At 72.6% G+C, this 23,818-nt stretch carries 17 protein-coding genes and 1 pseudogene; 15 read left to right on the top strand and 3 right to left on the bottom strand.

Annotated features, from left to right (window positions below; translation table 11 throughout):
• Window positions 1-290 precede the first annotated feature (290 nt).
• The 5 genes from QSK00_RS10225 (at window position 291) to eccB (ending at window position 7,070) form a co-directional block, all read left to right on the top strand.
• Window positions 291-1,745: an ATP-binding protein gene (locus tag QSK00_RS10225; RefSeq protein ID WP_502872026.1), complete on the top strand. Its 1,455-nt coding sequence runs from the start codon at window positions 291-293 to the stop codon at window positions 1,743-1,745.
• Window positions 1,735-3,714, top strand: coding sequence for a vWA domain-containing protein (locus tag QSK00_RS10230; RefSeq protein ID WP_285590195.1), 1,980 nt, complete (start codon window positions 1,735-1,737; stop codon window positions 3,712-3,714). Before QSK00_RS10225 ends, QSK00_RS10230 begins: the two co-directional genes overlap by 11 nt.
• A 297-nt stretch (window positions 3,715-4,011) precedes the next feature.
• Complete coding sequence (mshC, locus tag QSK00_RS10235) at window positions 4,012-5,262, top strand: cysteine--1-D-myo-inosityl 2-amino-2-deoxy-alpha-D-glucopyranoside ligase (RefSeq protein ID WP_285590196.1); 1,251 nt, start codon at window positions 4,012-4,014, stop codon at window positions 5,260-5,262.
• 23 nt (window positions 5,263-5,285) lie between these two features.
• Entirely contained in the window at window positions 5,286-5,642 is a 357-nt protein-coding gene (locus tag QSK00_RS10240; RefSeq protein ID WP_285590197.1) for a DUF2237 family protein, read from the top strand.
• Window positions 5,643-5,645: 3 nt separating this feature from the next.
• The gene (eccB, locus tag QSK00_RS10245) at window positions 5,646-7,070 is read left to right on the top strand and encodes a type VII secretion protein EccB (RefSeq protein WP_285590198.1); all 1,425 of its coding nucleotides are present in this window, start codon (window positions 5,646-5,648) and stop codon (window positions 7,068-7,070) included.
• 76 nt (window positions 7,071-7,146) lie between these two features.
• Here the strand turns inward: eccB and QSK00_RS10250 are convergent, their stop codons facing one another.
• Window positions 7,147-8,004 carry a PAC2 family protein gene (locus tag QSK00_RS10250; protein ID WP_285590629.1) on the bottom strand — a complete coding sequence of 286 codons (858 nt, stop codon included), beginning with the start codon at window positions 8,002-8,004 and terminating at the stop codon, window positions 7,147-7,149.
• A 127-nt stretch (window positions 8,005-8,131) separates the two neighbouring features.
• On the opposite strand from QSK00_RS10250, the gene metH reads away from it, so the two are divergent.
• The 4 genes from metH to hisG all read left to right on the top strand — a co-directional run bounded on the left by metH (window position 8,132) and on the right by hisG (window position 13,787).
• Entirely contained in the window at window positions 8,132-11,677 is a 3,546-nt protein-coding gene (metH, locus tag QSK00_RS10255) for a methionine synthase (protein ID WP_285590199.1), read from the top strand.
• Between the two features lie 12 nt (window positions 11,678-11,689).
• Window positions 11,690-12,367: an HAD family hydrolase gene (locus tag QSK00_RS10260; RefSeq protein ID WP_285590200.1), complete on the top strand. Its 678-nt coding sequence runs from the start codon at window positions 11,690-11,692 to the stop codon at window positions 12,365-12,367.
• Window positions 12,368-12,488: 121 nt separating this feature from the next.
• Window positions 12,489-12,752 carry a phosphoribosyl-ATP diphosphatase gene (locus QSK00_RS10265; protein WP_285590201.1) on the top strand — a complete coding sequence of 88 codons (264 nt, stop codon included), beginning with the start codon at window positions 12,489-12,491 and terminating at the stop codon, window positions 12,750-12,752.
• A gap of 51 nt (window positions 12,753-12,803) precedes the next feature.
• On the top strand, window positions 12,804-13,787 hold the full coding sequence (gene hisG, locus QSK00_RS10270) for an ATP phosphoribosyltransferase (RefSeq protein WP_285590202.1): 984 nt from the start codon (window positions 12,804-12,806) through the stop codon (window positions 13,785-13,787).
• Between the two features lie 30 nt (window positions 13,788-13,817).
• On the opposite strand, the gene QSK00_RS10275 is transcribed toward hisG, so the two are convergent.
• Together QSK00_RS10275 and QSK00_RS10280 are read right to left on the bottom strand one after the other, a co-directional pair.
• Window positions 13,818-14,648 carry a thioesterase family protein gene (locus tag QSK00_RS10275; protein WP_285590203.1) on the bottom strand — a complete coding sequence of 277 codons (831 nt, stop codon included), beginning with the start codon at window positions 14,646-14,648 and terminating at the stop codon, window positions 13,818-13,820.
• Window positions 14,645-15,517, bottom strand: coding sequence for a RecB family exonuclease (locus tag QSK00_RS10280; protein ID WP_285590204.1), 873 nt, complete (start codon window positions 15,515-15,517; stop codon window positions 14,645-14,647). The genes QSK00_RS10275 and QSK00_RS10280 overlap by 4 nt, the downstream gene beginning before the upstream one ends.
• Before the next feature lie 173 nt (window positions 15,518-15,690).
• On the opposite strand from QSK00_RS10280, the gene QSK00_RS10285 reads away from it, so the two are divergent.
• The 6 genes and pseudogenes from QSK00_RS10285 to dop all read left to right on the top strand — a co-directional run bounded on the left by QSK00_RS10285 (window position 15,691) and on the right by dop (window position 23,775).
• On the top strand, window positions 15,691-16,620 hold the full coding sequence (locus tag QSK00_RS10285; RefSeq protein ID WP_285590205.1) for a DUF559 domain-containing protein: 930 nt from the start codon (window positions 15,691-15,693) through the stop codon (window positions 16,618-16,620).
• Window positions 16,621-17,002: 382 nt separating this feature from the next.
• A pseudogene (locus QSK00_RS10290) lies at window positions 17,003-17,821 on the top strand (tRNA (adenine-N1)-methyltransferase); the annotation flags it as partial.
• 146 nt (window positions 17,822-17,967) lie between these two features.
• A complete protein-coding gene (arc, locus tag QSK00_RS10295) occupies window positions 17,968-19,755 on the top strand; it encodes a proteasome ATPase (RefSeq protein ID WP_285590630.1) in 1,788 nt (595 codons plus the stop codon).
• Window positions 19,756-19,776: 21 nt separating this feature from the next.
• The gene (locus tag QSK00_RS10300; RefSeq protein ID WP_285590206.1) at window positions 19,777-21,036 is read left to right on the top strand and encodes an esterase/lipase family protein; all 1,260 of its coding nucleotides are present in this window, start codon (window positions 19,777-19,779) and stop codon (window positions 21,034-21,036) included.
• The gene (locus tag QSK00_RS10305) at window positions 21,033-22,247 is read left to right on the top strand and encodes a multidrug effflux MFS transporter (RefSeq protein WP_285590208.1); all 1,215 of its coding nucleotides are present in this window, start codon (window positions 21,033-21,035) and stop codon (window positions 22,245-22,247) included. Before QSK00_RS10300 ends, QSK00_RS10305 begins: the two co-directional genes overlap by 4 nt.
• Before the next feature lie 10 nt (window positions 22,248-22,257).
• Window positions 22,258-23,775 carry a depupylase/deamidase Dop gene (dop, locus tag QSK00_RS10310; protein WP_285590209.1) on the top strand — a complete coding sequence of 506 codons (1,518 nt, stop codon included), beginning with the start codon at window positions 22,258-22,260 and terminating at the stop codon, window positions 23,773-23,775.
• The last annotated feature ends 43 nt before the right edge of the window (window positions 23,776-23,818 follow it).

Below are 23,818 nucleotides of genomic sequence, written 5' to 3' on the forward strand. Positions count from 1 at the left end.
CGTCGGCAGGTGCGGCAGTCAACTCGTGTGGGTGTCGAGACTCGGGGAGATCCCCGACCGGCACGCCGGACCCGTTCGGGCGAAGCCCGGGATCATGATCACGTCGAGGGGACCGTCATGGCCGATGTCGATCTCCAGAACGGCCATCACCGTCCCCTCGACGTGATCATGCTCCGGCGGGCCGGACCACCCGACACCCTCAGCGGGCGCGACCTGCGCCGACCCGACGTCGGGAAGGTGGGATCGGCTGGGCCAGGCAGAGGAGCCGATGCCGTCGTAGCGTGGAGAAGGTGAGCACCCCGCGCCCGAACCAGGCCACGGCTCCCAGCACCACGCCGACGCCCCCCGAGGGCCTCCCCACGACCCTGGGTGAGCTCCGCGCGAGCGATCACCCCGCGAAGACCCCGCGCAGCGTCCGTGACGAGCTGCGCGACAACCTGCTGGCGACGCTGCGCGCCGGCGAGAACCCCTGGCCCGGCATCGTCGGTTTCGAGCGCACCGTGCTGCCGCAGTTCGAGCGCGCGATCCTCGCCGGGCACGACGTCGTGCTCCTCGGGGAGCGCGGTCAGGGCAAGACCCGTCTGCTGCGCAGCCTCGTCGCGCTCCTCGACGAGTGGACCCCCGTCATCGCCGGCTCGGAGCTCGGCGAGCACCCGGAGCAGCCGATCATCCCGGCGAGCATCCGGCGCGTGACGCTCGAGGGCGACGCGCTCGGGATCGGCTGGCGGCACCGCTCCGAGCGGTACGCCGAGAAGCTCGCGACGCCGGACACGAGCGTCGCGGACCTCATCGGGGACGTCGACCCGGTGAAGGTCGCCGAGGGCCGCTCGCTCGGTGACCCGGAGACGATCCACTACGGCCTCGTGCCGCGCGCGCACCGCGGGATCGTGACGGTCAACGAGCTGCCCGACCTCGCCGAACGCATCCAGGTCGCGCTGCTCAACGTCATGGAGGAGCGGGACATCCAGGTCCGCGGCTACACGCTGCGCCTGCCGCTCGACATCCTCCTCGTCGCGAGCGCCAACCCCGAGGACTACACCAACCGCGGCCGCATCATCACGCCGCTCAAGGACCGTTTCGGCGCCGAGGTCCGCACGCACTACCCGCTGGAGGTCGCCGGGGAGGTCCGGCTCATCCAGCAGGAGGCGGACGTCGTCGCCGAGGTGCCCGACCACCTGCTCGAGGTCATCGCCCGCTTCACCCGCAACCTGCGCGGCGCGAGCGCGATCGACCAGCGCTCCGGCGTCTCGGCGCGGTTCTCCGTGGCCGCCGCCGAGACCGTCGCCGCGGCGGCGCTGCGCCGGGCCGCGGTGACGGGGGAGGACGCCCCGGTCGCCCGCCCGGTCGACCTCGAGGCGGTGCCGCCGGTGCTGCGCGGCAAGCTCGAGTTCGAGTCCGGCGAGGAGGGCCGCGAGGAGGAGCTCCTGACGCACCTGCTGCGGCGCGCGGTCGCCGAGACGGCCCGCAAGCGGCTCGCCGGGGTCGACCTCGGCCCGCTCGCCGACGCCGTCGCCGAGGGCCGCCGAGTGGTCACGGGGGAGCGGGTGCCGGCCCGCGAGGTGGTCGCCGCCCTCCCGTCGATCCCGGTCGTCCGCACGGTCGCCGACCGCCTCGGCGCGGGCGACACCGAGGCTCCAGGGCCCCTCGCCTCGGCCGTCGAGCTGGCGCTCGAGCACCTGTACCTCACCCGCAAGCTGGCCAAGGACAGCGACTCCGACGAGGACACGGTCACCTATGGCGGCTGAACCCAGTGACAGCGGGGGCCGCAGGCCCTCGCCCGGTCGGTACTCCTACGGCCGGTTCTACGACGGACCCGACCCGCTCGCCCCGCCGTTCGACATCCGCGAGGCGATGGACCAGCTCGGGCGCGACGTCATGGAGGGCACCAGCCCCCGCCAGGCGATGCGCGAGCTGATGCGTCGGGGGCTGCGCGACCAGCAGGGTCTCGACGACCTGCAGCGCCGCCTCAACCAGCAGCGTCGCAACCTGCAGCGCGAGAACCGGATCGACGGCACGCTCCAGGAGATCCGGGAGCTCCTCGACCAGGCGCTCGAGGCCGAGCGGAACTCGCTGCAGGCCGAGGACTCCGACGACGCGCGGTTCCGGGAGATGTCGCTCGACGCGCTCCCGGACTCGACCGCCGGCGCCGTGAACGAGTTGCAGAACTACGACTGGCGCAACGCCGAGGCGCGTCAGGCGTACCAGCAGATCCAGGATCTGATGGGCCGCGAGGCCCTCGACCAGCGCTTCCAGGGCATGAAGGAGGCGATGCAGAACGCGAGCCCCGAGGACGTCGAGGGGGTGCGCGAGATGCTCTCCGACCTCAACGACCTGCTGGAGTCGCACGGCCGGGGCGAGGACACCGCGGAGCAGTTCGCGGAGTTCATGGGCAAGCACGGGCAGTACTTCCCGGAGAACCCGAAGAACGTCGAGGAACTGGTCGACATCCTGGCGCAGCGGTCGGCGGCCGCCCAGCGGATGATGAACTCGCTGTCGGCCGAGCAGCGGGCCGAGCTCGAGGGCCTGATGCAGTCGGCCTTCGGCGACCCGCGGCTGGCCGAGCAGCTCTCCCGGCTGGACTCGCAGCTGCAGGCGATGCGGCCCGGCGAGGACTGGGACGGGCAGGGCCGCTTCCGGGGCGACAACCCGATGGGCATGGGCGAGGCGACGCGGGCGATGGAGCAGCTCGCGCAGCTCGACTCGCTGTCCGAGCAGCTCTCGCAGAGCTACCCGGGCGCGCGCATGGAGGACATCGACCTGGAGGCCCTCGAGGCGTCGCTGGGCCGGCAGGCCCGAGTCGACGCCCAGCGGCTCGCGGAGCTCGAGCGCGAGCTGGAGAACCAGGGCGTGTTCGAGCGCGGCCCGGACGGGGCGCTGACCCTGTCGCCCAAGGCGCTGCGCCAGCTCGGCCAGTCCGCGCTGCGCGACGTCGTCGGATCGCTCTCGACCCGCCGGGGCGAGCGGGAGACGCAGCGTTCCGGCGCCGCGGGGGAGGCGAGCGGGGCGACCCGCCCGTGGGCGTTCGGCGACACCGAGCGCTGGGACACCTCCCGCACGCTGCTCAACGCCGAGCTGCGCAAGGCAGGCGGTGACACGCGGGCCCTCGACGTCACCGACGTGGAGATCGTCGAGACCGAGCAGCGCACGCGGGCGGCGGTCGCGCTGTGCGTGGACACGTCGTGGTCGATGGTGGCCGACGGCCGGTGGGTGCCGATGAAGCGCACCGCCCTGGCCCTGCACCACCTGGTGTCGACGCGCTTCCGTGGCGACGCCCTGCAGATCATCACGTTCGGGCGGCACGCCCAGGCGGTCGACCTCGCGCAGCTCACCGGGCTGGAGGGGGTGTGGGAGCAGGGCACCAACCTGCACCACGCCCTGCTGCTCGCGGGCCGGCACCTGCGTCGGCACTCCGACGCGGCGCCGGTCGTGCTCGTGGTCACCGACGGCGAGCCGACCGCGCACCTCGAGCCGGACGGGCACGCGGTCTTCGACTACCCGCCGACGCCGGAGACGCTGCGGGCCACGCTGAACGAGGTGGACGCGATCGCCCGCCTCAAGGCCGCGCTGACGGTCTTCATGCTGGGTGAGGACCCGCGGCTGGAGGCCTTCGTCGACATGGTCGCCCGTCGCAGCGGCGGACGGGTCGTGGCTCCGGACCTCGACGGCCTCGGGGCGGCGGTCGTGAGTGACTACCTCCACAGTCGCCGGCGCTGAGGAGCCGGAGACAAAGGATCACCCTGTGGCTCCCTGTCACGAATGTGCTGGAAGTAACCGGTTCCGGCGAATGGGTCCACCCGATCGGTCCTAGCGGGTCGGTTACTCTGGGATACGGCAGGAGTCGAACCCCCCCGCGACTCCCGCCATCCCCGGTCGGGTCCCGGTTCCTCCGGGACAGGCCCGTCGTGCTCGCCCGCGGCGGACCTGCGACGGGACCCGACCGGGACCCTCCGAGTGCCTCTGCCCGGACCGTTCACCACCGGTCACGGCGCGGGTGGGCATAAGGTCGGCGGCATGCGTTCGTGGTCTGGAGTCGACGTCCCCCCGGTGCCCGGCACACCGCCCCCGCTGCGGCTGTTCGACACCTCGGCCGGCGAGATCCGCCCCACCGCGCCCGGCGCGTCCGGCGCCCGGATGTACGTCTGCGGGATCACCCCCTACGACGCGACCCACCTCGGGCACGCCGCGACCTACCTGGCCTTCGACCTCGTCAACCGGTGCTGGCGCGACGCGGGGCACGACGTGCACTACGTCCAGAACGTCACCGACATCGACGACCCGCTGCTCGAGCGGGCGGAGCGCGACTCGGACGACTGGGTCGTCCTGGGCATGCGCGAGACCGCGCTCTTCCGCGAGGACATGGAGTCGCTGCGGGTCCTCCCGCCGCAGGACTACATCGGCGCGGTCGAGGCGATGGACGAGATCACCGAGCTGGTCGGCAAGCTCCTGGCCTCCGGGGCCGCCTACCGGGCGGACGACCCGGAGCACCCCGACGTCTACTTCGACCACACGACGACCGCCGACTTCGGCTACGTCTCCCGGTACTCGACCGCGGAGATGGAGCGCATCTTCCCGGAGCGCGGCGGTGATCCCGACCGGCGCGGCAAGCGCCACCCGCTCGACGCCCTGCTCTGGCGCACCGCCCGGGAGGGCGAGCCGTCCTGGTCCTCCGACCTCGGCGACGGCCGGCCGGGTTGGCACGTCGAGTGCACCGCGATCGCGATGAACCGCCTCGGGGACGCCTACGACGTGCAGGGCGGCGGGTCCGACCTCGCCTTCCCCCACCACGAGTTCGGCTCGGCCCACGGCGAGGCCCTCACCGGCATCCACCCGATGGCCCGCCACTACTGCCACGCCGGGATGATCGGCCTCGACGGCGAGAAGATGTCGAAGTCGAAGGGCAACCTCGTCTTCGTCTCCCGCCTGCGAGCCGACCGGGTCGACCCCATGGCCGTGCGCCTCGCGCTGCTCTCGGGCCACTGGCGCACCGACCGCTCGTGGACCGCCGACCTCCTGACCGGCGGCCAGGCCCGGCTGCACCGGTGGCGGGAGGCGGTCTCGCTCGACGCGGCGCCCGACCCGACCGACACGATCGAGAAGGTCCGCGGCCACCTCGCCGACGACCTCGACAGCCCCGGTGCCCTCGTCGCGATCGACGCGTGGGCCGACGAGGCGCTCCGGCGACCCGGCTCCGGGACCCTTCCCGACGGCGGGTCCCGGGCGGCGACCGCGATCGACGCCCTGCTCGGCGTCACCCTGCGCTGACGGTCGAGACCAGGAGGACCCCGATGGCCCGCAACGTGCTCGGCGGCGAGCTCGCCGACTGCAGCCACGACCCCGTCACCGGCTTCTACCGCGACGGCTGCTGCGAGACCGGTGCGGACGACGCCGGCGTGCACACCGTGTGCGCCCGCGTCACCGCCGAGTTCCTGGAGTTCTCCGCCGCCCGCGGCAACGACCTGACGCGCGCCGACACCGGGTTCCCCGGGCTGACGCCGGGCGACCGCTGGTGTCTGTGCGCGGGCCGGTGGAAGGAGGCCCTCGACGGCGGGGTCGCTCCGCCCGTCGTCCTCGAGGCCACCCACGCGCGCACGCTGGAGTGGGTGGACCTCGACGACCTGCGCGCGCACGCGATCGCCGAGTAGCGCATGTCCCGCCCCGCGCCCCCCGCGACGGCCGCCCAGGCCCGGGCGCGGCGAGGGGCGGCGCGGCGGCTCGACCAGGCCCTCGTCGAGCGGGACCCGCACGCCGACCGCGATCCGGAGCACACCCGCCGTCGGGCGGTGGTGGTCGGGGCCGTGCTGGCGGCGCTCGGGCTCGCGGCGGCCGCCGTGGTCGGGCTGGTGCGGGGCGACACCGACTGGCGGGCGGCGACCATCGTCCGGGGCGTCCCGAGCGGGGCGCTCTACGTCGTGGCACGCGAGCCGTCGCCGCGCCTCGTACCCACCACCGACCTCACCTCGGCCCGGCTGCTCGCCGCCGACGTCGACCCGCGGCGCGCCGACCCGGACGCCGGTCTCGCCCCGGCCGACCCGACGCCCGTCCGCGACGACGCGCTCGCCGGCGTGGAGCGCACCGTGCCCGTGGGGCTCACCGGGGCGCCCTCGGTGCTGCCGGACACGGCGAGCCCTCCGACGCCCGACGTCTGGGCGGTCTGCGACGTCCCGGCCGGTCCCGGCGTGCGCGGGATCGTGCTCGGCGGTCAGGCCGAGCTCGGCCGTCCCCTGGCGACGGGGGAGTCCCTGCTGCTGCGCGGCGACGACGGGCGGACCTGGCTGGTCGCGGAGGGCCGTCGAGCCGCCGTCGACCCGGCGGCGGGCGCCGTGGTGCGCGGCCTGACCATCGCGGGCGTCCCGGCCCGTCCGGCCGGCTCGGCCCTGCTCGCGACCCTGCCCGAGGGCGCGCCGCTCGTGCCGCCGCGCGTCCCCGGGGCGGGGCTCGCGCCCACCGATCCCGGCACCCGCGTGCTGGGACTGCCGATCGGCGCGGTCGCCCGGATCGCGGGCAGCGCACCCGCCCGGTTCCTGGTGGTGCTCGACGGCGGGGTGCAGGAGGTGCCCGACGTCGTGGCCGAGCTGGTCCGCTTCGCCTCGCCCGGCGCCGACCCCCGCGTCGCCGAGGTGCCCGTGGCCGTGGCCGACGGCCTGCCCCGCGCGGTCGGGGTCGACCTGGGCGCCTACCCCCGGACCTTCCCGCAGGTCCTGGGCGTCGAGGACGCGCCCGTCGCCTGCACGTCCCCGACGGTCGAGGGCCGCACCACCGTCTCGGTGGCGGCCGACCTGCCCGCACCGGTGCCACCGACCCCGCTCGGCGAGCCCGGCGCCCCGGGGGCGGTCACGTCGGTCCGCATCGCCGGGGCGGGTGCGTACGTGGTGCCGGTCGGCCCGGGGGAGCCGTTCGATCCCGAGCGCGGGGTGGTCGTGGACCAGGTCGGCCGGGTCTTCCCGGTCGCCGGACGGGCTGCGGCGGCCGCGCTCGGGCTGGGCGAGCCGCGCCCGGCCCCGCGCAGTGTGGTCGGTCTCCTGCCGCGCGGCCCCGTGCTGTCGCTCGAGTCGGCGCGGACGCTGCGCTGAACCCATCCCTCGTGGCAGGAAAGCGTCGTTGCCGGCATCCGACGCCGGCAACGACGCTTTCCTGCCACAGAGGGGGCTACCGCTCCCAGGGACCACCGAAGTTGGAGCCACCGGCGACGTCGCCCGGACCGCCCGGGTCGCGGCGGCGCAGGTAGCGCTCGAAGTCGGCGGCGATCTCGTCGCCCGAGGCCTCCTGGAGGTCGGACTCCGCGTCGCCGGCCTCCTCGAGGGCCTTGACGTACTCACGGACCTCGTCGTCCTCGTCGGCCATCTCGGAGACGGTGCGCTCCCACTTCTCGGCCTGCTCGGGCAGCCCGCCGAGCGGGACCTCGACGTCGAGGACCTCCTCGACGCGCTGCAGCAGCGCGATCGTCGCCTTCGGCGCCGGCGGCTGCGACACGTAGTGGGGGACCGCGGCCCAGAAGGAGATGGCGGGGATGCCGGCCTGCACGCAGGCGTCGTTGAGGACGCCGGTCACGCCGGTGGGTCCCTGATAGCGCGAGCTGGAGAGGCCGTAGCGGGCGGCCGACTCCTTGTCGAAGGACGACCCGGTGACCGGGACCGGCCGGGTGTGCGGGGTGTCGGCCAGGAGCGCACCGAGCGTGATCACCGTGGTGACGCCGAGCTCCTCGGCCTTGGCCACGATCTCGCCCACGAAGGACCGCCACCGCATGTTCGGCTCGATACCGCGGACGAGCACGAGGTCCCGCTCGGACCCCGGCGGACGGCAGAGCGTGAAGCGCGTGGTCGGCCAGTCGATCGCCCGGCTGATCCCGTCGACGAGGCGCACGGTCGGCCGCGAGACCTGGAAATCGTAGTAGTCCTCGGGGTCGATCGCACCCAGTTCCGTGGCGTCCCAGTTCAGGGCGAGGTGTTCGACGGCCGTGCTCGCGGCGTCCCCCGCGTCGTTCCAGCCCTCGAACGCACACAGCATGACCGGGTCGTTCAGCTCTCGAGCAGGGATTCCGGCGTCGTCGGAGGCGGACACCGGGCCAGTTTACGGGTCGTGACGAGGCTCGCAGGGCAGACGGTTGACCCGCTCGTCACGTTACGATCGTGTGATGACTACCCCGAGTGAGTCACCTTTCCTGCAAGCCCTGCACTCCCGCGTCCTCATCGGTGACGGCGCGATGGGAACGGCCCTGCAGGACCAGGATCTGACCCTCGAGGACTTCCAGGATCTCGAGGGGTGCAACGAGATTCTGAACGTGTCCCGCCCGGACGCCGTCAAGCAGGTCCACCTGGGCCACCTCGACGCCGGCGCGGACGTCATCGAGTCGAACACCTTCGGCACCAACTGGCCGAACCTCAACGAGTACGACATCCCCGAGCGGATCTACGAGCTGTCGCTGGCCGGCACGAGGATCGCCCGGGAGGCGGCCGACGAGTTCGCGACCGCCGACCGCCCGCGCTTCGTCTTCGGCTCCAACGGCCCCGGCACGAAGCTGCCGACCCTCGGCCACGCCCCGTACGCGAAGCTGCGCGACGCCTACGTCGAGTCGGTCCTCGGCCAGCTGGAGGGCGGCGCCGACGCGATCCTCGTCGAGACCTGCCAGGACCTCCTGCAGTCCAAGGCCGCGATCCTCGGCGCCTACCGGGCGATGGAGCAGTACGGCCGCCGCGTCCCGGTCATCTGCCACGTCACCGTCGAGCTCACCGGCACCATGCTGGTCGGCTCCGAGATCACGGCGGCCCTGACCGCGCTCGAGCCCCTCGGCATCGACGGCATCGGCCTGAACTGCGCCACCGGCCCGGCCGAGATGAGCGAGCACCTGCGCGCCCTGTCGCGGCAGTCGCGCATCCCGGTGACGGTGATGCCCAACGCCGGCCTGCCCGAGCTCGGACCGAACGGCCCCGAGTACCCGCTGCAGCCCCAGGAGCTGGCGGACTACTGCGCCTCGTTCATCACCGACTACGGCCTGCAGCTCGTCGGCGGCTGCTGCGGGACCACGAACGAGCACGTCCGCGCGCTCGCCGAGACCTGCCGCGACCTCACGCCGACCCCGCGCGACCCGAAGCCCGAGCCGGGCATCTCGTCGATGTACCACTCGGTGCCGTTCCGCCAGGACGCCGGCCTGCTGATGATCGGCGAGCGCTCGAACGCGAACGGCTCGAAGGCGTTCCGCGAGGCGATGGTCGCCGAGGACTACGAGAAGTGCGTGGACATCGCCAAGGCGCAGACCCGTGAGGGCGCGCACTGGATGGACCTCTGCATCGACTACGTCGGCCGCGACGGCACGGCGGACATGAACCGGCTCGCCCACGACGTGTCGACCGCCTCGACGCTGCCGGTCGTGCTCGACTCCACCGAGCCCGAGGTGCTCGAGGCCGGCCTGGAGCAGCTCGGCGGCCGCTCCGCGATCAACTCGGTGAACTACGAGGACGGCGACGGGCCCGACTCGCGGTTCCAGAAGATCATGCGGATCGCCAAGGAGCACGGCGCCGCCATCGTCGGTCTCTGCATCGACGAGGAGGGCCAGGCCCGCACCGCGGAGTGGAAGACGCGCATCGCCTTCCGCCTCATCGAGGACCTCAACACCAACTGGGGCATCCGCACCGAGGACATCATCATCGACTGCCTCACCTTCCCGATCTCCACCGGTCAGGAGGAGGTCCGCAAGGACGGCATCGAGACGATCAACGCGATCAGGCAGCTCAAGGAGCGCCACCCCGAGGTCCAGACCACGCTCGGACTCTCGAACATCTCGTTCGGCCTCAACCCGGCCGCACGGCAGGTGCTCAACTCGGTGTTCCTCTCCGAGTGCGTGGACGCGGGCCTCGACACCGCCATCGTGAACTCGGCGAAGATCCTGCCGATGTCGCAGATCCAGGACGACCAGCGCGAGGCGGCGCTGGACCTGGTCTACGACCGCCGCCGCGAGGGCTACGACCCGCTGCAGCACTTCATGAACCTCTTCGAGGGCGTCTCGGCGCAGTCGTCGAAGGACCAGCGCGCCGAGGAGCTCGCGGCCATGCCGCTGTTCGAGCGCCTCGCCCAGCGCATCGTCGACGGCAACCGCAACGGTCTCGAGGAGGACCTGAACGCGGGCATGGAGGAGAAGGACCCGCTCGAGATCATCAACACCGACCTGCTCGGTGGCATGAAGGTCGTCGGCGAGCTGTTCGGCGCGGGCAAGATGCAGCTGCCGTTCGTGCTCGCCTCGGCCGAGGTGATGAAGGCGGCCGTGGCCCATCTCGAGCCGCACATGGAGGCGACCGAGAACTCCGGCAAGGGCAAGATCCTGCTGGCGACGGTCAAGGGCGACGTCCACGACATCGGCAAGAACCTCGTCGACATCATCCTGTCGAACAACGGCTACGACGTCGTCAACATCGGCATCAAGCAGCCGATCAACGCGATCCTCGAGGCCGCCGAGGAGAACAAGGTCGACGCCATCGGGATGTCCGGGCTGCTGGTCAAGTCGACGGTGGTCATGAAGGACAACCTGAAGGAGATGAACGACCGCGGGATCGCCGAGAAGTACCCGGTGCTGCTCGGTGGCGCGGCGCTGACCCGCTCCTACGTCGAGAACGACCTCGGCGAGCTGTACCAGGGCGACGTCCGGTACGCGAAGGACGCCTTCGAGGGCCTGCGCCTCATGGACTCCGTCATGACGGGGGAGGGCCCCTCCGAGGAGGAGAAGGCCAAGGCCGCCGAGCGCAAGGAGCGCCGCGAGCGCTCGGAGCGCATCAAGGCCAAGCGTGAGGCCGAGAAGGACGAGGTCGAGGCCGTCGACCCGGACGCGATCTCCGACGTGGCCCGCCGCATCGAGGTCCCGCAGCCGCCGTTCTGGGGCACCCGCGTCGTGCGCGGCGTCCGCCTCGCCGACTACTCCGCCCTGCTCGACGAGCGCGCGACGTTCTTCGGGCAGTGGGGCCTGCGCGGCTCCAAGGGCGGGGACGGCCCCTCCTACGAGGAGCTCGTCGAGACCGAGGGCCGGCCGCGCATGCGCTACTGGCTCGACCGGCTGCAGTCCGAGGGCATCCTCGCGCACGCCGCGATCGTCGCCGGCTACTTCCCGGTGATCTCCGAGGGCCAGGACGTCGTCGTGCTCGACGAGGCCAAGCCCGACGCGAACGAGCTGCACCGCTTCTCGTTCCCCCGCCAGAAGCGGGACCGCCGCCTGTGCCTGGCCGACTTCTTCCGCACCCGGGAGGAGGCGACCGAGCTCGGCAGCGTCGACGTCATGCCGATGAACCTGGTGACGATGGGGCAGCCGATCGCGGACTTCGCCAACGAGCTGTTCGCGGCGAACTCCTACCGCGACTACCTCGAGGTCCACGGCCTCGGCGTGCAGCTCACCGAGGCGATGGCCGAGTTCTGGCACCGCCGCGTCCGCGAGGAGCTGACCTTCGCCGACGGTTCGACGATGGCCGACCAGGACCCGGCCGACGTCAACGAGTACTTCAAGCTCGGCTACCGCGGGGCGCGGTACTCCCTCGGCTACGGCGCCTGCCCGAACGTCGAGGACCGGGCGAAGATCGTGGAGCTGCTCGACCCGAGCCGCATCGGCGTGGAGCTCTCCGAGGAGGACCAGCTCCACCCGGAGCAGTCGACGGACGCGCTGGTGGTCCACCACCCGGAGGCCAAGTATTTCAACGCGTAGGGCCTTCGACGCATGACGTCTCCCGGTCTCGCCGCGGTCCTCTGGGACATGGACGGCACGCTGGTCGACTCCGAGGGCCTCTGGTCGATCACGATGACGGAGCTCGCCGCCCACCTGGGCGGCGAGCTCTCCCTCGCGACCCGCGAGGACCTCACGGGCTCCAGCCTGCGTCGCACCTCCGCCACGGTGCTGCGCGAGGTCGGCCTTCCCGACGACGAGGCCTCGGTCGAGAAGGCGGGTCGCTGGCTGCTCGACCGCACCCACGAGGTCTTCGTGCAAGGCCTGCCGTGGCGGCCCGGGGCGCGCGCGGCGCTGGAGACGGTGCGCGCGGCCGGCCTCGCCACGGCCCTGGTGACGAGCACCTACCGCGAGCTCACCGAGGTCGCGCTGGACCAGATCGGCCGCGAGTGGTTCGACGTGACCGTGTGCGGCGACGAGGTCACGGCCACCAAGCCCGACCCGGCGCCCTACCGCCGGGCCTGCGAGTTGCTCGGAGTCGACCCGGGTACCGCGGTCGCGGTGGAGGACTCACCGACCGGCGCGGCCTCGGCGGAGGCGGCCGGCGCGTGGGTGCTCGTCGTCCCCGCGGGCCCGCCGGTCCCGGACGGGCCACGGCGTACTCATCGGGCGTCCCTCGAAGGGTTCACGCTGAGCGACGTGCGGTTGCTCCTGTCGGCGAACGTCGATTAGTTCGTTCGGAGCAGTGAGTGGTGCTTCCGCGATTGCACTCCGCCGATGGTCCAGGACCGTCCGGAGCAGGTGCCCCCGCCGGTGCAGCCCGACCGGGCGGATGATGCGACCATTTTCCGACGTGAAGACGTTCGAGGGGCTCTTCGAGGAGCTCAGCACCAAGGCACGCGATCGACCCGAGGGCTCCGGCACGGTCGCCGCGCTCGACGCCGGGGTCCACGCACAGGGCAAGAAGGTGCTGGAGGAGGCGGGCGAGGTGTGGTTGGCCGCCGAGCACGAGACCGACGACAAGCTCGCCGAGGAGATCTCCCAGCTGCTCTACCGGACGCAGGTGATCATGCTCGGTCGCGGGCTGACGCTCGACGACGTGTACAAGTACCTCTGAACCAATCGACTCGGGCATCGCGGCGATCCGCGGTGCCGCCAGGAGAGAGCCATGCTCCGCGTCGCCGTCCCGAACAAGGGGTCCCTCGCCGAGGAGGCGTCGCGCATGTTGCGCGACGCCGGGTACCGGCAGCGGTCGGACAACCGTGACCTGTCCCTGCACGACCGCAACAACGGCGTGCAGTTCTTCTACCTCCGCCCCAAGGACATCGCGACCTACGTCTCCGAGGGCCAGCTCCACCTGGGGATCACCGGGCACGACCTGACCGAGGAGTCGTCGGCCTCGGTCAACGAGGTGCTCAAACTCGGGTTCGGCAACTCGCAGTTCCGCTATGCGGCCCCGATGGCCCGCGGCTGGACGGTGCAGGACCTCGCCGGCAAGCGGATCGCGACCTCCTTCCCGCGCCTGGTGCGCGCCAACCTCGCCCAGCAGCGCATCTCGGCCAAGGACGTCATCCGCCTCGACGGGGCCGTGGAGGTCTCGATCGAGCTGGAGGTGGCCGACGCCATCGCCGACGTCGTCTCGACCGGCCGCACGCTCGCCCAGCACGGCCTCGAGCCGATCGGCGACCCGATCCTCGAGTCCGAGGCCGTGATCGTCGACCGCAACGCCAAGTTCGACCAGCAACCCGACTCGCCGGAGATCACGAAGGCCAAGTACCGCTTCATCGAGCGGCTGCGCGGCGTGGTGTTCGCCCGGCAGTACGTGATGCTCGACTACGACTGCCCGCAGGTCGTCCAGGACGAGGCCGTCCAGATCACGCCCGGGGTGCAGTCGCCGACCGTCGCGCCGCTGTCGCTCGAGGGCTGGGTCGCGGTCCGGTCGATGGTGCGCCGCAGCCGCGTCAACGACGTCATGGACGAGCTCGCCGATCTCGGCTGCACCGGCATCGTGACCTCCTCCCTGCAGTCCTGCCGCGCGGTGCTGCCGGGGCACGGCGGCGTGAGCTCCATGCCGGGCGCCACCCCGCCGCCGGCCGAGTCGCCCTCGTCGGCCGACCCCGCCGTGGCGCGGATGGGCGTGGCCGGCCGCTGAGCTGGCCCCTGCGGGCTCTCCGACGGGCTCCTAGCGGGGTCGGACGGTCAGCGCCTGGGCGGCGCGGCCGACCGGCCCCTGCTCGTCGTGCAGCACCGAGTACGCCGTACCGGTCCCCTCGGGTCCGATGACGCTGTCGGCGTCGAGTCCGGTCCACTCGCCGCTCGGCACCCGGTGCAGGTGGAGGGTCAGGTCGGTGTTGACGAAGAGCCAGCGCCGGAGGTCGAGCCGGCTCGCGCACCCGTTGGTCGAGTCGGCCACCGCGGCGAGGCGCTGGACCGGGGACGGCTCCTCGCCCTCCACCACCTGCCCCCGCAGTCGACCCCACGCCTGCCCGGGCCCGTCGACGTCGAGCCCGCCCCAGATCCACCGCCAGTCCACCGACGTCAGGTAGCCCGGCAGCCAGCCGTCGGGGATGTCACGGGAGGACCCGGCTTCGGGACCCGGCATCGTCGGCATCGCCGTGCCCGGCACCGTGACCACCCCTGTGGTGTCACCGACACCGTGGAACCAGGCGTGGGCCCGGGCGACCGCGCGCGTCGTGCCCGTCGCCGGGTCGGGCGCGGCGAGCTCGGCGGTGACCAGCTCGATGGTGCGCCCGGACCGCGTGACCTCCGCGCGGACGACGAGCTCGCCCACCGGCACCTTGCCGAGCACCTCCACGGTCACCCGGGCGAGCCGCACGTCGTCGCGCCCCGAGCACCGCTCCAGGGCCCGCACCAGCAGGGCACTGGGCGGGCCCATGTGCTGTGCGTCCGCGAACCACGGCCCGGCCGTCGACGCGGAGGCCTCCACCCGCGTGCCGTCCTGCCGGTCGTCGTCGAGGAGACGGAAGTAGGGCTCGGGGACGGGGGCGGTCATGGGGGAGCGGTCTCCACGGTCTCGTCGGGGCGCACGTCGCGGCTGTCACCGGGCCAGCCGGGGTAGTCCGGCGGCGTACCGCCGAACGCTGGGCAGACTGCCTGGTGGGAGCACCAGCTGCACGCCCGACCCGGGTTCGGCCGGAAGTCGCCGGTGGGCGCCGCACGCAGGATCGCGGCCCACAGCGCCACGACGGTTCGTTCGAACCGCTCCAGCTCGGCCACCGACGGCGCGTGGGTGAGGCTCTGGCCGTCGGCGAGGTACATCAACCGCAGCTGGCGGGGCAGCACGCCGCGGGCCCGCAGCAGGACGAGCGCGTAGAACTTCAGCTGGAACAGGGCCCGGGCCTCGAACACCTCGCGGGGCGCCGACCCGGTCTTGTAGTCGACGATCCGCACGTCGCCCTCCGGCGAGACGTCGAGCCGGTCGACGTAGCCGCGCAGCCCGACCCCGGACGCGAGCTCGGTCTCCAGGTACACCTCGCACGCCTCGGGCCGCAGCCGCCGGGGGTCCTCCATCGCGAAGTACGCGTCGACGAGGGCGGCCGCCGCGGCCGGGTCGCCGAGCAGCGCGTGGTCGTCGTCGTCGAGCTCGGCGACCACCTCGGCCAGGAGCCGGTGAGCCCGCTCAGGTCGGCGCAGCGGTGGGTCGAGCGCGAAGAGCCGCTCCAGCACCGCGTGCACCACGATCCCGCGCAGCTGGGCGGGGCTGCGCCGCTCCGGGAGGCGGTCCACCGCCCGGAAGCGGTAGAGCAGCGGGCACTGCTTGAAGTCCCCGGCCCGGGACGGGGACAGTGCCGGCCGCCGCCGGGTCCGGCCCTCCTGCGGAGCGCGCGGGGCGGGGACGGTGGGGCTCGTCGTCTCGATCATGTCCCGCACGGTAGAGGCGACCCCCGACAACCTCGGTCCTCCTCAGCGGGACGCCGCTCCGGTGATCGCGACGTCGTGAGCGACACGCCCAGGCCGTGCTGCGACGCGCTCACGAAGTCCACGAGGGACGCGTCGGAGGGATCCGCGGCGGCACCGGCTGCGTCAGAGCCCGTGTGGGACAGCCGAACCGGGACGACCGGGTCCGAACGCTCATCCGTACCCAGGACGGGCTGCTGAGCACCGCGCAGGCGACGGAGGCCGGGTTCACGCGCGCCCAGATCGCCACGCGGGTGAAGAAGGGGGAGTGGCAGAAGGACCTGCACGGCGTCCTGAGGGCCGCCGACCACGCCGTGACGCCCCGCTCCCGGGTGCGGGCCGTCGCGCTGTCGGTGGGGCAGGTCGGCACCGTCGTCGGGTGCGCGGCCGCCTTCTGGTGGCGCCTGACGGACATCTGTCCGGCCGTGATCGAGGTGGCCGTCCCGCACGGCACGCGCCTGAAGCCACGACCTGGGGTCCGATTCGTGCACCGCGCCGTGCCCGACGGCGAACGCGTGGTGGTCGACGGGGTGGCCGTGACGAAGAAGCCCGCCACCGTGCTGGCCGCCGTCGTCTCCCTGGGGTTGTCCCTCGGTGCGCGCCTCATGGACCAGGCGCTCCAGGCGGGCGTCGACCTCGAGGCGATGTGGCGGGCCCATCGGCTCGGGGCGGGCCGACACGGAGCGGCCCTCGCGTTCACGCTGCTCGTCCTCGCCGGCGGGGGAGCGCGGTCCGAGGCCGAACGTCGGGCGCACAGCAGCCTGCGGGCGGCCGGGATCCGAGGGTGGACCGCCGACCACGAGGTCCGGCTCCGTGCCTACGGCCGGGCGGTCCTCGACCTCGCGTTCGTGGACCAGCTGGTGGTGGTGGAGATCGATGGATGGGCCTACCACCGGGATCTGCGCGCCTTCCTCCGGGACGCGCGTCGGCAGAACGCGCTGATGGTCGAGGGCTGGATCGTGATCCGGACGAACTGGTTCGAGCTGCGGGACGACCCCGAGGGGTTCGTCCGCACCGTCCAGGAGGTGCTCGCGACCCGCGGCAGGGCGGAGATCAGGACTTCGTGAGCGCGTCGCATCAGGGCTTGCGCGCGTCGCGCACGAAATCGCGATCATGGTCCGGCGAGGGGGCGACCGGGGCCCTGGAGGTGGCCGCCTAGGGTTGACCGCCGTGCACCCGACCGACGCCACCGCCGAACAGCCCGACGACGGGCCGGTGCACGACGAGCCGGCGCTCGCCGACGACATGACGGCCGACGACACGGTCGCCGACACCACGGGCGACGACACGGTCGCCGACACCACGGGCGACGACACGATCGCCGACGGGCACGGTGACCCCGACGTGGCGGCCGACGACGCCGCCCTCCCCGCACCGCACGACGACGCGCCCGGGGCGACCGACCCCGCCGTCGGGAACACGGAGACCGACCGGCGCGGGCCCGCCCGGTCCGGGCCGTTCCTCCCGGGTGACCGGGTGCAGCTGACCGACCCGAAGGGCCGGCACTTCAGCCTCGTCCTGGAGCCCGGGCAGAGCTACCACACCCACCGCGGGGCCATCGCGCACGACAAGCTGATCGGCGCCCCCGAGGGCAGCGTCGTGCACTCCGCGGCGAACACGCCCTACCTCGCGCTGCGGCCGCTGCTGCCCGACTACGTGCTCGCCATGCCGCGCGGCGCGCAGGTCATCTACCCGAAGGACGCGGCGCAGATCGTCATGTGGGGCGACGTGTTCCCGGGAGCGAACGTGCTCGAGGCCGGGGCGGGCAGCGGGGCCCTGACCTGCAGTCTCCTGCGCGCGGTGGGGCCGGAGGGCACCGTCACGAGCTACGAAATCCGCGACGACCACCTCGAGCACGCCGAGGCCAACGTGGTCCGGTTCTTCGGCGAGCACCCGCCGAACTGGCACGTCCACCTCGGTGACATGGCGGACGCCACCGGCACGTTCGACCGGGTCGTGCTCGACATGCTGTCACCGTGGGAGGTCCTGGACACCGTCCGGAACGTCCTGGTTCCCGGGGGCGTGCTGGTGGGCTACGTGGCCACCACCACCCAGCTCTCGACCCTCACCGAGGCCCTGCGCGACCAGAACGGCTGGACCGAGCCGCAGGCCTGGGAATCGCTGGTCAGGCCCTGGCACAGCGTCGGGCTGGCAGTTCGTCCGGAGCACCGGATGATCGCCCACACCGCGTTCCTCGTGACCGCCCGCCGGCTCGCCGACGGGGTCACCCCGCCGCGGGTGCAGCGCCGCCCGACGCGGAGTCGGTAGCACACGTCTGAACCCGCAAGAAGCACGCTCGGTGACAAAAGCAAGCCAACGGCGCGAGAAGTCCGTCACCGGCTCGCTACTCCACGGACACCCGGATTCCCGGGTACGGTGACGCCACGGAGTAGCGGGAGGAGGGCGCCGTGAGCATGAACGACGACCCCAGGGGCCGATCCGACCAGGGCCGCGAACGCGGTGCGGCCGACATGGCCGCGCAGGTGCGATTCCTCGAAGAAGAGGTCGCCCTGCTGCGTCGGAAACTGACCGAGTCCCCGCGCCACACCCGGATCCTCGAGCAGCGGCTCGCGGACTCGGCGGCGCGGGTGTCCCAACTGACCGAGCGCAACGACAAGCTCACCGACACCCTCAAGGAGGCGCGGGCCCAGCTCGTCGCGCTCCGCGAGGAGGTGGACCGTCTCGCGCAGCCGCCGTCGAGCTACGGCGTGTTCCTGACCCTCCACGAGGATCAGACGGTCGACGTCTTCACGTCCGGCCGGAGGATGCGCGTCGCCGTGTCCCCCGCCGTCGAGGCCGCCGAACTCACGCGTGGCCAGTCGGTGCGCCTCAACGAGGCGCTCACCGTCGTCGAGGGTGGCGACTACGAGCGCATCGGCGAGGTCTGCTCGCTGCGGGAGGTCCTCACCGAGGAGGACGGCTCGCGGACGCGCGCGCTGATCATCGGGCACGCCGACGAGGAACGGGTCATCCACCTCGCCGACTCGCTGTTCGGGCCGGACTCCCCGGAGCTCAAGCCCGGCGACTCGCTCATGGTCGACACCAAGGTGGGCTACGCCTACGAGAAGGTGCCCAAGGCCGAGGTCGAGGAGCTCGTGCTGGAGGAGGTCCCCGACGTCGCGTACACCGACATCGGCGGCCTCTCGCGGCAGATCGACTCCATCCGCGACGCGGTGGAGCTGCCGTTCCTGCACGCGGACCTCTTCCGCGAGTACCAGCTCCGCCCGCCGAAGGGCGTCCTGCTCTACGGCCCGCCCGGCTGCGGCAAGACGCTCATCGCGAAGGCGGTGGCGAACTCGCTGGCGAAGAAGGTCGCCGAGCAGCGCGGTGAGGACAGCCGCGACATCAAGGCGCACTTCCTCAACATCAAGGGCCCCGAGCTGCTCAACAAGTTCGTCGGCGAGACCGAGCGGCACATCCGGATGATCTTCCAGCGGGCGCGCGAGAAGGCGTCCGAGGGCACTCCGGTGATCGTGTTCTTCGACGAGATGGACTCGATCTTCCGCACCCGCGGGTCGGGCGTGTCCAGCGACGTCGAGACGACGATCGTCCCGCAGCTGCTCAGCGAGATCGACGGTGTCGAGGGCCTCGAGAACGTCATCGTGATCGGCGCGTCCAACCGCGAGGACATGATCGACCCCGCGATCCTGCGGCCGGGCCGGCTCGACGTGAAGATCAAGATCGAGCGTCCCGACGCGGAGGCGGCGATCGACATCTTCGGCAAGTACCTCATCGAGGGCCTGCCGGTCCACGACGAGGACGTCGCCGAGTTCGGCGGCAACCGCCAGGCGTGCCTCGACGGCATGATCGAGCGGGTCGTCGAGCGGATGTACGCCGAGACCGACGACAACCGGTTCCTCGAGGTGACCTACGCCAACGGGGACAAGGAGGTCCTGTACTTCAAGGACTTCAACTCCGGCGCGGTCATCGAGAACATCGTCGGGCGGGCGAAGAAGTCCGCGATCAAGTCGCACCTGGAGACCAAGCAGTCCGGTCTGCGGGTGCAGCACCTGCTCGACGCCGTGGTGGACGAGTTCGCCGAGTCCGAGGACCTGCCGAACACGACCAACCCCGACGACTGGGCCCGCATCTCCGGCAAGAAGGGCGAGCGGATCGTCTACATCCGCACGCTCGTCACCGGCAAGGGCTCGACGCAGGGCAAGGAGATCGACACCGCGTCCAACACGGGTCAGTACCTGTGACCTCAGGTACCGTCTGACGGCATGACCGACCACCGGCCGCTTCCCGCCCCTCGCAACGAGGTCCGGGGGGCGGCCGGTGTCGCGTCCGAGGCCGTCGACATCATCTCGCGGCCCGTCGAGGGCACCCACCGGGCGATCTCCGACACGGTGTTCGCCGCCCTGCGCACGGTGGGTCTCGGTCCGGCCTCGAAGCCCGTGCAGGTCCTGCACGACGGCATCTCCGCCGGCGTCTACTCCGCCGTGCGCGGCATCGGGCACGCCGCGGGCCGCGGTATCGGGCTCGCCGCCGAGGTGTACCGCGAGGCCTCCGGGCGGGCCGACTGGACACCGATCACCTCGCGCCCGGCCGGCGCCGTGCTCACGGGCGCGATCAACGGTCTGGTCGGCGACCACATGGTGGCCCTCGACAACGACCTCGCGGTCCCGATGGCGCTCTACACCTCCACGTTGCACGACGAGGACCCCCACGCGCAGCTGCGCCTCGACGACATCGCCGCGGCGGTGACCGACCACCCCGAGCGCGATCTCTCGCACGTCGTGCTGTTCGTCCACGGCCTCGGCGAGACCGAGCACGCGTGGCGCCTCGCCGACGAGGACAGCGCGGGGGAGGGCTACGCCGAGCGGATCGCCTCGACGGTCGGGGCCGTCCCGCTGCTGCTGCGCTACAACACCGGGATGCGCATCGCCCACAACGGCGCCGCGCTCTCGGTGCTGCTCGCCGAGGTCTTCGAGGCGTGGCCGGTCCCGATCCGCCGACTCGACCTGGTCGGGCACTCGATGGGCGGGCTGGTGCTCCGCCACGCCTGCCACGCCGCGGTCCTGTCCGGCGAGCCGTGGGTGCACGCCGTGCGCCGGATGGTCTACCTCGGCTCCCCGCACGAGGGCGCCCCGCTGGCCCACCGCGTCGACCAGCTCGCCACGCAGCTCTCCCGCTGGGCCCGGTCCCGCACCTGGGGCGAGTTCCTCGACCGCCGCTCGGCCGGCATCCGCGACCTCGTCGCCGGGGTGTCCGACACCGACGTGCCGCTGCTCGCCTCGTCGAGCCACCACAGCGTCGCCGCCTGCCTGACCGCGAACCCCCACCACCCGCTCGCCAACATCCTCGGCGACCTGCTCGTCCCGGTGGACTCCGCGCGCGGCGCGATCACCGACGTCGAGACCCTCCCGTCGTCGCACCACTTCCACCTGCTCAACGACCCGCGGATCCACGAACACCTGCTGCGCTGGCTCTCCGTTCCCGACGACGGCGCGTCCCCGGTCGCCGTCGACGACCGGCGGTGAGCGGGGCCGAGAAGCCCCGCGGCGGACTCGCCCGCACCGTCGTCCTCGGGTCGCTCTCGGCGGCGGCACCGCTCTCCATCGACACCTACCTGCCCGCCCTCCCGGCGGTCGCGGTCGAGCTGGAGGCGTCCGCGTCGCTGGTGGCGCTGACGCTGACGGCGTGCGTGGTCGGCCTCGCCGTCGGCCAGCTCGTCGCCGGGCCGCTCTCCGACGTGCTCGGCCGCCGCCGGCCGCTGATCGTCGGCGCGGTCGGCTTCGTCGTCCTCTCGGCGGCGTGTGCCGCCGCACCCGACGTCGGGACCCTCGTGGCCCTGCGGCTGGCGCAGGGCCTCTGCGGCGCCGTCGGGATCGTGGTGGCCCGGGCCGTCGTCCGGGACCTGTACGAGGGGCCCGCCGCCGCGCGGGCCTTCGCGGCGCTGATGCTGGTGTCGGGGGTCGCTCCGATCGTCGCGCCGGTGCTGGGCGGCCAGCTGCTGCGGCTCACCTCGTGGCGCGGGGTATTCGTGGTGCTGGCCGCGTTCGGGGCCGTCGTGCTGGTCGGCGTGCTGCTCGCGGTCCCGGAGACGCTGCCGCCCGACCGGCGGCGCACCGGCGGCTGGCGGACCACCCGGCACGCCTTCGGCGTCCTGCTCGCCGACGCGAGGGTGCTCGCGTGCGTCGCGGCCGCGGGCCTCGGGTTCGCGGCGATGTTCGCCTACATCTCCGGCTCGACCTTCGTGCTGCAAGGGCTCTACGGCCTCTCGCCCCAGGAGTTCAGCGGCGTGTTCGCGGTGAACTCCGTGGGCATCGTGAGCGCGGTGCAGGTCTCCGGGCGGCTCGTCGGCGCCGAGAAGGTCCGCCCCGAGCGGATGGTCCCGGTCGGCCTGGCGATCGCCCTCGCCGGGTCGGCGACCGTCCTCGCGGGCTCCCTGGATCTCGGGGTGTGGGGCGTGCTGGTCGGGCTGTTCGTCACGGTGTGTGGGGTCGGCACCGCCCTGCCCGCGGCGACCACCCTGAGCCTCGCCGACCACCCGGAGCACGCCGGGAGCGCCTCGGCCCTGCTGGGCACCGCCCAGTTCATCGTGGGCGGCTTCTCGGCCCCGCTGGTGGGCCTCGGCGGCGGGACGACCCCGCTGCCGATGGGCCTGACGATGACGGGGGCCACGTTCCTCGCCCTGGTCGCGTTCACGGTGTTGTGGCGCAGGGCGGCATCGGGCGGGAGGGCCAACTAGGGTCGGGAGCATGACCGCGCGCCGCATCATGGGCACCGAGATCGAGTACGGCATCTCCGTGCCGGGCGACCCGACGGCGAACCCCGTCATCACCTCCACGCAGGTCGTCCTCGCCTACGCCGCCGCCGCCGAGGTGCCGCGCGCCCGTCGGGCTCGCTGGGACTACGAGGTGGAGTCCCCGCTGCGCGACGCCCGCGGCTTCGACCTCGGCCCGAGCGCCGGCCCGCCGCCGGACACCGGCGACCTCGACGACCTCGGCGCCGCCAACGTCATCCTCACCAACGGCGCCCGGCTCTACGTCGACCACGCCCACCCCGAGTTCTCCGCCCCCGAGGTGACCACCCCGCGCGGCGCGGTCATCTGGGACAAGGCGGGGGAGCGGGTGATGGAGGAGGCGGCCGAGCGCGCCGCCGTCGTCCCGGGCACCGGGCGCATCCAGCTCTACAAGAACAACATCGACGGCAAGGGCGCCTCGTACGGCTCGCACGAGAACTACCTGTGCAACCGGCAGACGCCCTTCCCCAGCATCATCTCCGGCCTCACCCCGTTCTTCGTGACCCGCCAGGTGATGACCGGGGCGGGCCGCGTCGGGCTCGGGGCCTCCGGCGACGAGGCCGGCTACCAGCTCTCGCAGCGCGCCGACTACATCGAGGTCGAGGTCGGCCTGGAGACCACGCTCAAGCGCGGCATCATCAACACCCGCGACGAGCCGCACGCCGACGCCGACAAGTACCGCCGTCTGCACGTCATCATCGGCGACGCGAACCTCTCCGAGTACTCGACCTTCCTCAAGGTGGGGACGACGGCGCTGGTCCTCTCGATGATCGAGGACGGTGTCCGCTTCGACGACCTGCGCCTGCTCGAGCCCGTCCGCTCGGTGCACCGCATCAGCCACGACCCGTCGCTGAAGGTCGAGGTCGAGCTGGCGAACGGGCGGAAGATGACCGCCCTGCAGATCCAGCGCGAGTACTACGAGCGCGCCTGCAAGCACGAGCAGGAGACCCAGGGCGAGGACGTCGACGAGGTCACCCGCGAGACCCTCGACATCTGGGGCCAGGTCCTCGACGACCTCGAGACCGACCCGCTGCGCTGCACCGACCGCCTGGACTGGGTGGCCAAGCTCAAGCTGCTGCAGAGCTACCAGGAGCGCGACAACCTGCCCTGGGACTCGCCGAAGCTGCACCTGATCGACCTGCAGTACTCCGACGTGCGGCAGGCGAAGGGCCTCTACAACCGCCTGGTCACCCGGGGATCGATCAAGCGGCTCGTCACCGAGGACGAGGTGCGTGCCGCCGTGACGCAGCCCCCGGAGGACACGCGCGCCTACTTCCGCGGCCGGTGCCTGGAGCGCTATCCCAGCGAGGTCGCGGCCGCGTCGTGGGACTCGGTGATCTTCGACCTGGGTCGCGAGTCGCTCGTGCGCATCCCCACCCTCGAGCCGCTGCGGGGCACCCGCGGGCACGTCGGCGAGCTCATCGACAACGCCGAGAACGCCACGGCGCTCGTCGAGGCCCTGACGCGCGGCTAGGGCGGGCGCGGCGTCGGGAAGACGGATGATGTTCCTGACGTCG

Origin of the sequence: Actinomycetospora sp. NBRC 106378 (assembly GCF_030269685.1) — a bacterium.
Taxonomy (GTDB): Bacteria; Actinomycetota; Actinomycetes; order Mycobacteriales; family Pseudonocardiaceae; genus Actinomycetospora.

Bases quoted from the DNA above. Each gene is read 5' to 3' on its own strand.
- QSK00_RS10230 (WP_285590195.1), top strand. From the start codon at position 1,735: ATGGCGGCTGAACCCAGTGACAGCGGGGGCCGCAGGCCCTCGCCCGGT.
- mshC (WP_285590196.1), top strand. From the start codon at position 4,012: ATGCGTTCGTGGTCTGGAGTCGACGTCCCCCCGGTGCCCGGCACACCG.
- QSK00_RS10240 (WP_285590197.1), top strand. From the start codon at position 5,286: ATGGCCCGCAACGTGCTCGGCGGCGAGCTCGCCGACTGCAGCCACGAC.
- eccB (WP_285590198.1), top strand. From the start codon at position 5,646: ATGTCCCGCCCCGCGCCCCCCGCGACGGCCGCCCAGGCCCGGGCGCGG.
- QSK00_RS10250 (WP_285590629.1), bottom strand. From the start codon at position 8,004: ATGCTGTGTGCGTTCGAGGGCTGGAACGACGCGGGGGACGCCGCGAGC.
- metH (WP_285590199.1), top strand. From the start codon at position 8,132: ATGACTACCCCGAGTGAGTCACCTTTCCTGCAAGCCCTGCACTCCCGC.
- QSK00_RS10260 (WP_285590200.1), top strand. From the start codon at position 11,690: ATGACGTCTCCCGGTCTCGCCGCGGTCCTCTGGGACATGGACGGCACG.
- hisG (WP_285590202.1), top strand. From the start codon at position 12,804: ATGCTCCGCGTCGCCGTCCCGAACAAGGGGTCCCTCGCCGAGGAGGCG.
- QSK00_RS10275 (WP_285590203.1), bottom strand. From the start codon at position 14,648: ATGACCGCCCCCGTCCCCGAGCCCTACTTCCGTCTCCTCGACGACGAC.
- QSK00_RS10280 (WP_285590204.1), bottom strand. From the start codon at position 15,517: ATGATCGAGACGACGAGCCCCACCGTCCCCGCCCCGCGCGCTCCGCAG.
- arc (WP_285590630.1), top strand. From the start codon at position 17,968: ATGAACGACGACCCCAGGGGCCGATCCGACCAGGGCCGCGAACGCGGT.
- QSK00_RS10300 (WP_285590206.1), top strand. From the start codon at position 19,777: ATGACCGACCACCGGCCGCTTCCCGCCCCTCGCAACGAGGTCCGGGGG.
- dop (WP_285590209.1), top strand. From the start codon at position 22,258: ATGACCGCGCGCCGCATCATGGGCACCGAGATCGAGTACGGCATCTCC.